The organism is Butyrivibrio sp. INlla16 (assembly GCF_900104155.1).
Classification (GTDB): Bacteria; Bacillota; Clostridia; order Lachnospirales; family Lachnospiraceae; genus Butyrivibrio.
Window position 1 is genome coordinate 1 of the sequence record NZ_FMYB01000082.1, and the last position, 9,278, is coordinate 9,278.

A 9,278-nucleotide genomic window follows, 5' to 3' on the forward strand; every position below is an offset into this window, starting at 1 on the left:
GAGAAGCAGCCAATCAGTGACAGGACTTTCAGCCGTTTCCGTGAAAGAGTCTCAGCTTATGAACTTGTGACTGGTATCGACCTTGTTCATGAATGTATGGTTTCGCTTTCTGATCATATCTGCAAGTTCATGGACCTAAACCCTAACATTAGACGTATGGACAGTATGATGATTGAGTCTAACATCAAGAAGATGGGACGTCTGGAACTGTTGTATACCTGCTTGTCAAATCTTGTAGCAAGCCTTAAACGAGGCGGTTACAATGACAAGATCAAAGGGTTGGAAGCTTATGCGGATCCTAACAACAGGAATCGTGTCGTATATTACGAAAAGGATATCTCTCAGTCAGAACGGATTCAAAAAGTAATCGATGATGCGGTCAAACTTCTTCCAACATGTAAGGATACCCATGGAGAAACCACTGACTATCAACTGCTTGAAAGAGCTATCTCAGAACAGACCAAGGATGATGGCAATGGCCATATCATTCCGAAAGATAAAGGTGAAATGAATGCCACTATTCTTCAGAATCCAGCTGATCCGGAGGCAACCTTCAGAAGTAAGGCTGGTAAAGAGCACCGCGGATATGTAGCCAATCTCACAGAAACTGTTGGTGAAAATGGATCCATTATCACAGACTACCAGTATGATGTGAATACCAGAAGTGATGCATCATTCATCAAGGAATACATCGACAACCAGGAAGAATCTCCTGAAGCTATAGCGCTTATAACCGATGGAGCTTATGACAGCCATGAGATAAAAATGCAGGCTGCTAAAAAAGGCATTGCAGTTTTCTCAACAGGCCTTATTGGTAAACAACCAAATCCTATACTTGCTGAATTTGAGATCACTACTGAAGGTACGGTATCAAAATGTCCTGCTGGAAATGTTCCAAAGAGCACTTCTTACATAAAACAGACAAACAGCGCACGAGTATCTTTCACAAGAGAAACATGTGAAAACTGTCCGCACCGATGTGAATGCAATCCGAAGCTGAAGAAGCGGACTGCCACAATGGTTATATCCTTAAACTCCAGAAAACGTTTGTTAGGATCTTTGGAGATTCTGGATGATGATACCAGAAATAAAATCGGCAGAATCAGGAACGGTGTAGAGACTTCACCGTCAATCCTCAGAAATAAATATGGCGTTGATAAAATGCCTGTCCGTGGAAAGCTAAAGACAAAGTACCGCTTTGGCTTTAAAGTTGGTGCCCAAAATTTCGCCAAACTGATGCGATTTATTAAAGGTAAATCGAAATGCCGAGCATTGGTTATGGAATGACGGTAATAAAGGGGATGAATATGCTCCTCAATAAGGAAATCTGTCATCAAACATAGTTTTATTCAGTTATCAATGTTCAAAATACATGTCAAGGTCACGTATAAATGTGACTTTTGGCACCTACATCATTCCATTGGTTGATAAAGAGCGTGGACTTATAGGAATATTCCTTGATGAAGTAAAACGCTCCGGAGTTAAGCTATTACATGACGGGTTCCTTCTTCCGCAGTGGCAATATGATGCGATGTGGGCAGATGAAAACCTGGGTGATGAATACGTTGAATGTTAAAAATTGTTGGAATCGCTCACGCAACGATAACAAAACAATAACACATCGATAACAAAGTAATAACAAAACAATAACACTTCGATAATTGTAAGCCGATTTTAGGCGTGATATTATTAAAATGCACAAGGGAGCAGGCAAGAGCCAAATGCTTCCTTGTTTTCTTTTGCGCAAAATGAATATTGTATGGAGACGGCATCAGCCTATGAGTGCAGATATGCATTCGTGGTCTGGTGCTTTTTTCATGCTTGCTACTGACGGCTCGTTTTATAGAAAGAGGTAATGGAATGGATTTTGAGACATTCAAAGAGGACCTTGCAAAAAGTGTGAAGGAGAAGCTTGACGTGCGATTCGGCTCTGACACAACAGTTGAGCTTCATAAGGTGGACAAGATGAACGAAACCTATGAGGCCATCACTGTTAAGCCTGAGGACAGCAACATTGGTGTGAACATCAATGTATCCAAGGCTTTTCAGGAGCTGGAAAATGGTAAGGACTTCGATGCAATTGCTGGTCAGGTCGCTGACGTTGCAGCAAATGCCCTTGAAGGAAGACCCGACTTCAACCTGGATGCAATCTCCGATTACAGCCAGATGAAAGAGAAGCTTGCAATGCAGGTCGTATCTGCTGACAGGAATGCAGAGCTTCTTGAGAGCGTTCCTCACAAGAACATGGAGGATATGGCGATTGTTTACCGCTTCGTCCTTGATTCTTCTGAGGAAGGAAGAAGCTCAATCCTTGTGACCAACAAGATGCTTGATAACTACGGTATCACAGCAGAGCAGCTTCACGCTGATGCGATGGCAATAGCTCCTGAGGTAAGACCTGCGGTCATCCAGGGCTTGTCCGAAGTGATGGCGCAGATGATGGGAGCTGAACAGGCAGAAATGCTTGGGCTTGGACCTCAGGCTGATGAGCCTATCTTCGTGGCAACAGTTGAGGATAAGACCCAGGGTGCAGGAGTCCTTGCTTATCAGGATTTCATGAGCGAAAAGATCATATTTGATTATTTTTATAATCATGAGACTGATATGGTCTGCTTTTACAGAATACCAAAGTTTCTTGTGACAAATGATCGCTTTTCTAAAATGAAAACAGAAGCTAAGATGCTATATGGATTACTGCTGGATAGGATGTCTCTGTCCCGGAAAAATGAATGGTTTGATAAGAAACAGAGAGCATTTATCTATTTTAGCCAGAATGAAGCCATGGAATTATTGAATTGTGGAGAAACCAAGACGAGAATGCTTTTTGGGGATTTAGAGAGGCATGGACTTATCGAGAGAAAAAAGCAGGGCCAGGGTAATCCGGATATTATCTATGTGAAGAATTTTGTGGAAAAAGATAGAGGGCAGACCGATGAAAATCACGGTTCAGGGAAGAAGGTCAGGAATTTTAATAAGGACAATCATTGTCAGACCAACGGGAAATACGGTTCTGAACCAACAAAAAATGATGGTCTAGAAACGCAGATTCCACGGGGTAATTATAATGATAGTAATAATACTGAGTTAGTTATAAGTCCTATCGAATCGATGGAAAACGATGAAGATGACGAGTATGATGCGTATGCAGAACTTATCAGAGAAAATTTATCATTGGATCTTATGAAGCAAAGATATCCCATGGATAGTGAGGATATCGATGGAATCTACGATCTTGTTTTGGAAACAGTTCTGTGCAGAAATAAAACAATTGTTATTGCAAGCAATGAATACCCGACAAAACTTGTAAGGCAAAAATTCCTGAAGCTGAATCACATGCATATGGAGTATGTCCTTGGTTGCATGAAAGATAATACGACTAAGATCAGGAATATTAAAAAATATCTTTTAGCAGCACTGTTTAATGCGCCTACGACTATGAGTGGGTATTTTGCAGCTGAAGTAAGCCATGATATGGCAGAATATGCAGTTAAACAAATGGAGGGATAAAATGTTCGTGTTGAAGCTTTTTGTAAAAATATTATTGCTTCCGGTCTTTATTGCAGTTGGCTTTATAAGAACGTGGGTAGATGTTTTATCTAAGATCGGGTGTGTGATTTTGGGATTGTTCTATCTTGTCATGTTGGCAATCATAGTCATGTATGCATGTAAGCACATGTGGGGGTGCGTCGCAATATCAGTTGGCATGTCTTTTGCAGGATTCCTGATCAGTTTTGCAACAGTAGCCGTCGGAACCATGCTTGAAGGAATCGGAGCAAAATTGGGCGATATAATAGCATCATAAAGCTGCAATTATACAGAATGATTATAAAAAACACGACGCTTATGCAACAAACGTGATAGCATATTACTATTGGAGCATTTTTGTAATGACAAGGTGAGTAAAGGTCGGTAAAGCATGGATATCAAGGCAAAACTTCAGAGATTTGGGAAAAGGACTATAACACTTGAAGAACTGTCTTCTGTCACTAATACGGTTTCATCAGATGTTAGGAATTTATATACAAGGATACAGGAAGTATGCGAACTGGGGTATATTGAACCGGTTAAGAATTCCGGCAAAAACGGCAATATTAGCTATCCACTATACAAGAAATACAGGATCTTGGTAAAAGAGGAAGCTGATAATGAAACCATAGACGAAATAAGAAAGTTGCATCCACTACTGCTAAGGAGTGGGTATTTATCTGCAAATCCTTTGGAATTTCAAAAGAATAGGGCTGTTATTGAATGCCTTAGTGCATATTTGTTTGGTGATAAAGATGTGACTTTTATATCCAGAAAAGAGCGTTCCTTTGAGATATTTGGACATGAAAAAACTCTTGATGACAGTATAGTGAAAACGCTTTTGCGGAAGCTGCAGATTACTGAGTCAGAACTGGGATTCTATGACACGCCGGAATATTGTTTTCATGATTATATTCCAGTCAGGAAAGATCACATGGCACTTCTTATCTGCGAGAACAAGGATATATGGTTCAACATCCGAAGGCGTATGTTTGAGGATGGTGTAAGAAGTCTGTTTGGAGTAGCAATTGACGGAGTTGTTTATGGCGAAGGAAATAAGGTTTCTGACAGAACGGGAGCTCTTGAAGAGTATGTTAAATTCATGGGTGATCCTGATGTGAAGTTCCTGTACTGGGGAGATATTGACAGAGAAGGCTTTGACATATTCAGAAGAACAAAAGATGCCAACGACAGGCTTGATATATCTTTGTTTGTGCCCGGATATAGAAAAATGATAGAAAGAGCAAGGGATACAGAACTGGAGGATAGTCCGTCTTCCAAGAAACAGGGCATGCGTTTTGATGACCTCATCAATGATTTCTCAGATGGTGAACGGGACTTTCTAACGGACATATTTGAGAATAACAAGCTTATTCCCCAGGAAATAATATCCTATAAATATTTGAGTGGAGGTGAAAGCTGATGCTTCGTTCTGACATAAAAGAGATGCTTTCGGATTTTCAGAACAGAATGAAGTTTATTGATATTGTAAGGAGCATCACTGTTACAAGCTATCCGGACGATATAAAGAAGATGTTCGGCGGAGACTATGATTATTTAAACAACATTGTGGTTGCAGTTCTTTTGTACATCAAGGAGCGTACTCTGAGTGACAGGCAGTCCTGTACACTTAAGGACATTGCCGGATTTCTTGACAGCATAATCCAGATTGTCCCTGAAGAATATGAAATTGACACTTATAAACTTGCCAGTTTCATTGTAGTAAATGTTCTTCAGAATAACGGGAAGCTCATTGAATACAATACATTTTACGCGGATTCGGAAAGCTTTAAGAAGATGCCAATCCGCCTTGTCAATGAGGAAAAGGGTTCTTATCATCTGACAGATGATGTTTTTGACTTCCTTTACAGGTCTAAAGAAATAGAGTCTGAACTGGATTATTCTGTAACCCGCTTTAAGATGCAGGAATACATGAAGCGTAAGAATTATTCCGAGGCACTTTCCCAGAGCAGGGAGCTGGTTGCAAGGCTCCGAAACATGAGTCACAGCATGGATGATTTCATAATGCGATGCCGCGAGAATATTGCAAAGATAACGGTAGATGAGTACGAGAGGATAGTAGGGCAGTTCAGAAGTCTTATGTTTGATGAGCAGAAAGAACTGGAGGAAATACAGAAGAATGCCCGCAGGGAGGCTGAGGCTATAAGAAGCGCCTTGGATAATGGCGCAGACACGCAGGAAGCAAGGAAGAACCTGAAGGCCCTGAATGAAATCAATAAAAATCTGGATATTACAATATTGGAGCAGCGATCCCTCATAAATGCCAAGAGCTCTGTTTCAGAAAGCTATAAGCAGATGCTTCGGGACAGCTTTGTGATAAAAAGCTTTGAGCGTATGAATTTTGAACAGGATATCATGGTGAAGCTCCGCAAGATGGGAGATGGACTGGGAGATGCTGTATACACACTCATGGAGCCTCTGCTTAGCCCGGAATTTGATAAGAAATTCAGTATCGAAAACTTTTATGCAGCCTGCGGAACCATAAGTAATGAGGAAGAAGACAAGGGGCTCAGCATAGATGATGCTGACATAAAAGCTGAGGAGCTGGGCAGAAAAAGAAACGAAATATATATGGAAATATGCATAGCTTTTTTTGCATTTCTTCAGAAGGAGAGTTCTTTTGAGATAAAGAAGTTCATAAGATCCCTGTCAATGGATGAACTTATGAAGTGGAACAAGGAGAGTGCTCTTCCCAATACACTTATGACCATATATCAGAAAAAGGAGATTGATATTGAGGCACTCCATGGGGACGAGAGCCTGTTTGCTAAAGAACCACTTGGAGAGTTTGATCTGTTATGGGTTCTTTGCAATATGCCTCAGAATTATCTGAATATGAAGAGAATTACATTTTCTACATCCGACCAGAAATGCGAATTTACTGTGGATGATGGGGAAACGCAAGTGACAATAGAAATGACTAATTTTACAGTTGAGGTAGAACGATGAATAAAAGTGCGCTTAAGCTCTATCATGAGCTTATGAAAAAAGGCTGGATAGATCGTGATGATAACAGCGTATTATGGGGATTTGTAGAGGATCCTGAAGCAAGAGACGAACTGGATCAGATGGGCTGCCGGATGATTTTATATTTGGAATGGATGCTTCATCACTTCTTGTAGAAGAAAAGAGTGGTGTTAAATATTATGATTTTGATGGTAATGAGCAGGATCCGCTCAAAATATTTGCTGATTCTGGAATTAACTATATTCGCCTGCGTGTATGGAATGATCCGTATGATGAAAACGGCAATGGATATGGTGGCGGTAACAATGATCTTCCTACAGCTATAGAACTTGGTAAAAGAGCTACTGAATATGGGATGAGAGTTATGATTGATTTCCATTATTCTGATTTCTGGGCTGATCCTAAAAGACAGCATGCGCCAAAGGCCTGGGAGGGAATGAGCGTGGAGGAAAAATCATCAGCGCTTTATGACTTCACAAAAGATAGCTTAACAAAGCTCTTTGACGCAGGTGTTGATGTTGGCATGATTCAGATTGGAAATGAGATCAACTATGGTATGTCCGGAGAAACCAGGCTGGAAAATGTAATAGAGCTTCTTAAATCCGGAAGCAAAGCTATCCGTGAGGTTTCGGAAGATTATGGTAAAGACATTGACATCGTTGTTCATTACACAAGAATCACAGCTAAGGCAGATGTTCTTACCCTTGTGGAGAAGCTTGTTAATGCGGAGCTTGATTTCGATATGATTGGAATGAGCTATTATCCTTTCTGGGATGGTGGTATGGATAATATGAGCCGTGTTCTCGAACTTATCCAGGAAAGATATGGCAAAAAAGCTTTTCTTGCTGAAACTTCATATTGCTATACTACTGAAGATGGTGATGGTTCAGGGAACAGTCTCACAGAAAAAGATCTTGTTGATGGATATCCGGCATCACCTGAAGGACAGGCAACCATTCTTCATGATATATGCCAGTATGTAAATAATGTTGGTGGTATAGGAATGTTCTATTGGGAAGGAGCATGGATTCCTGTGGGACCCGCCAGTGCTGACAATTCAGCAATATGGGAACAGTACGGAAGTGGCTGGGCAAGCAGCTATGCTTCTGATTATGATCCTGAGGATGCAGCTGTATATTATGGTGGATGCTCATGGGATAATCAGGCATTCTTTGACTTTGAGGGGCATCCTTTGGAATCTATAAATGTATTTAACTATATGAGAAATGGAGTTGAATAATCACGTTATGAATGGCACTTCTGCTTTTGGGAAGTGCCATTTGCATTGTTACTCTTTTTGATTATGTTCCAGGAGAACTAAGGGCTTGTAATTTTTGGAGCCTTTAGTCAATTTTTCTGATTATTTACACAGATAAAATAGTCCTTTATGTAAAAAAATGACAAAAGCGGCCATTAAACTTGTGTATTGTTGACATTGAAGGAAAAAGCTCTTGGAAGTATCATATAAATAGAGATAGTATACGCTGAAAGGAGGGTTTGCATGGCAGCTACTACTATTGAAAGATATGCAAAGCCTAATATGACTAATCTTCCCCCTGATTTAGGGCAGGAGATTTTTAACCAGATTCTCAGCACTCCTGCGCCAAACCGGAAAAAGATGAAAGAGGAAAGTGATGCACTGCTCAAGAAGATGATTCAGGAAAGGGATAATGAGGATGCTTGACAGTGAAGTGTTACCAGAAAATGAACTCTTTTCCTGTCATCACCTTGGCGAATCGGCAAATGATGAGCAGGATATCATGAATTTTACTACAAAGCATGTGACAGGTCAGGGGTTGATAAATTATCTTCGGTATTATGCCTTTCCTGACGAAGAAGCTGGGAATATGCGTACATATGTAATTCGAGATAAGCGTTCCGGTGAGTTTGTGGCATACTTTTCACTAAAGGCAGGGCTTATATCGCTGAATGAAGAAACTCAGGATGATAATGTTAGGTTCGAGACCTTGCCAGGAGTTGAGATAGCAAATTTTGCAATTGATTATCGCTATACTCAGAAGCATGAAAAACTGAAAGGAATCGGCAAGGTCATTTTTACTGATTTTATGGTTCCTATAATAGAGAGAACTGCAGCAAGCATAGGAATTAGGCTAATCTATATATTTGCATTGCCTGTGCCGGAGCTGATAGGACGCTATAAGGAGTATGGCTTTGCAAGACTTGATGCAAAGTCCGAGGAAGCGCTTCATCGTAGATTAAAGCCAAGATACGATAAGAGCTGCATCTTTATGTATCAGCAATTATGATGAGCGCATAAGAGACACAATCCATAATAAAACACTGATGTAGTGCACTGTGATTTTGAGCCGGTGCACTATTTTATTGATGGATTTAGCGACGCTCGAAGTGTTAATTTCTTGATTTTTTTATCATGGAATGGCAAAATCAGTTAGTGAGTTATCTACGAAGTTATTCGCTGCTATAAAAATATTAAAGAATAGGTTAATCCCCATTTATAGTGGGTAACAACATTTCCTTATTATTGATTCCTGCTTGGAAGTGTAGCTGTGTGGCAATGGTATATCAAGGGAGCTTCGCTCCACTGTGTGGAAACCCTTGACATACCATTGCCACACAACTACAGGGCACCCAAGGAATCAATGAATAAGAGTGCTACGCCATAGTTATCACCGCTTCAATATCCAGATCACTGCAGTTCAGGTAGATCATTGTTTTGAAATATTCAGTATTCCTGAAACCGCGGGCTCTGCGTTTTACATTCTGTATGATACTGTTCATACCTT

At 40.4% G+C, this 9,278-nt stretch carries 11 protein-coding genes; 10 read left to right on the forward strand and 1 reads right to left on the reverse strand.

The features are described 5' to 3' along the window. The 10 genes from BLR42_RS20855 to BLR42_RS20895 all read left to right on the forward strand — a co-directional run. Positions 1-1,287 (forward strand): transposase (locus BLR42_RS20855; protein WP_091873376.1); only part of this gene is annotated, 1,287 nt, incomplete at its 5' end. Positions 1,288-1,372: 85 nt separating this feature from the next. Then, on the forward strand, positions 1,373-1,576 hold the full coding sequence (locus BLR42_RS20860; protein WP_139165232.1) for a hypothetical protein: 204 nt from the start codon (positions 1,373-1,375) through the stop codon (positions 1,574-1,576). Positions 1,577-1,860: 284 nt separating this feature from the next. Further along, positions 1,861-3,507: a DUF5688 family protein gene (locus tag BLR42_RS23730; RefSeq protein ID WP_242879461.1), complete on the forward strand. Its 1,647-nt coding sequence runs from the start codon at positions 1,861-1,863 to the stop codon at positions 3,505-3,507. A 1-nt stretch (position 3,508) separates the two neighbouring features. Continuing rightward, positions 3,509-3,802 carry a hypothetical protein gene (locus tag BLR42_RS20870; protein ID WP_022779539.1) on the forward strand — a complete coding sequence of 98 codons (294 nt, stop codon included), beginning with the start codon at positions 3,509-3,511 and terminating at the stop codon, positions 3,800-3,802. A 114-nt stretch (positions 3,803-3,916) separates the two neighbouring features. Then, positions 3,917-4,948, forward strand: coding sequence for a Wadjet anti-phage system protein JetD domain-containing protein (locus tag BLR42_RS20875; RefSeq protein WP_091873381.1), 1,032 nt, complete (start codon positions 3,917-3,919; stop codon positions 4,946-4,948). Beyond that, on the forward strand, positions 4,948-6,495 hold the full coding sequence (locus BLR42_RS20880; protein WP_091873383.1) for a hypothetical protein: 1,548 nt from the start codon (positions 4,948-4,950) through the stop codon (positions 6,493-6,495). Before BLR42_RS20875 ends, BLR42_RS20880 begins: the two co-directional genes overlap by 1 nt. After that, positions 6,492-6,668 (forward strand): hypothetical protein, encoded by a 177-nt coding sequence (locus tag BLR42_RS23140; protein ID WP_170832917.1) that lies wholly within the window; start codon positions 6,492-6,494, stop codon positions 6,666-6,668. Before BLR42_RS20880 ends, BLR42_RS23140 begins: the two co-directional genes overlap by 4 nt. Further along, on the forward strand, positions 6,644-7,753 hold the full coding sequence (locus tag BLR42_RS20885; protein ID WP_091873386.1) for a glycoside hydrolase family 53 protein: 1,110 nt from the start codon (positions 6,644-6,646) through the stop codon (positions 7,751-7,753). Before BLR42_RS23140 ends, BLR42_RS20885 begins: the two co-directional genes overlap by 25 nt. A 261-nt stretch (positions 7,754-8,014) precedes the next feature. Continuing rightward, entirely contained in the window at positions 8,015-8,197 is a 183-nt protein-coding gene (locus BLR42_RS20890; protein WP_091873389.1) for a hypothetical protein, read from the forward strand. After that, positions 8,190-8,780 carry a hypothetical protein gene (locus tag BLR42_RS20895; protein ID WP_139165233.1) on the forward strand — a complete coding sequence of 197 codons (591 nt, stop codon included), beginning with the start codon at positions 8,190-8,192 and terminating at the stop codon, positions 8,778-8,780. Before BLR42_RS20890 ends, BLR42_RS20895 begins: the two co-directional genes overlap by 8 nt. A gap of 367 nt (positions 8,781-9,147) precedes the next feature. Here BLR42_RS20895 and BLR42_RS22505 read toward each other — a convergent pair. After that, positions 9,148-9,278: transposase (locus tag BLR42_RS22505; RefSeq protein WP_139165234.1), on the reverse strand; the 131-nt coding region annotated here is incomplete at its 5' end.

Bases quoted from the DNA above. Each gene is read 5' to 3' on its own strand.
- BLR42_RS20885 (WP_091873386.1), top strand. From the start codon at position 6,644: ATGGATGCTTCATCACTTCTTGTAGAAGAAAAGAGTGGTGTTAAATAT.
- BLR42_RS20895 (WP_139165233.1), top strand. From the start codon at position 8,190: ATGCTTGACAGTGAAGTGTTACCAGAAAATGAACTCTTTTCCTGTCAT.
- BLR42_RS20890 (WP_091873389.1), top strand. From the start codon at position 8,015: ATGGCAGCTACTACTATTGAAAGATATGCAAAGCCTAATATGACTAAT.
- BLR42_RS23730 (WP_242879461.1), top strand. From the start codon at position 1,861: ATGGATTTTGAGACATTCAAAGAGGACCTTGCAAAAAGTGTGAAGGAG.
- BLR42_RS20880 (WP_091873383.1), top strand. From the start codon at position 4,948: ATGCTTCGTTCTGACATAAAAGAGATGCTTTCGGATTTTCAGAACAGA.
- BLR42_RS20875 (WP_091873381.1), top strand. From the start codon at position 3,917: ATGGATATCAAGGCAAAACTTCAGAGATTTGGGAAAAGGACTATAACA.
- BLR42_RS23140 (WP_170832917.1), top strand. From the start codon at position 6,492: ATGAATAAAAGTGCGCTTAAGCTCTATCATGAGCTTATGAAAAAAGGC.
- BLR42_RS20870 (WP_022779539.1), top strand. From the start codon at position 3,509: ATGTTCGTGTTGAAGCTTTTTGTAAAAATATTATTGCTTCCGGTCTTT.
- BLR42_RS20860 (WP_139165232.1), top strand. From the start codon at position 1,373: ATGTCAAGGTCACGTATAAATGTGACTTTTGGCACCTACATCATTCCA.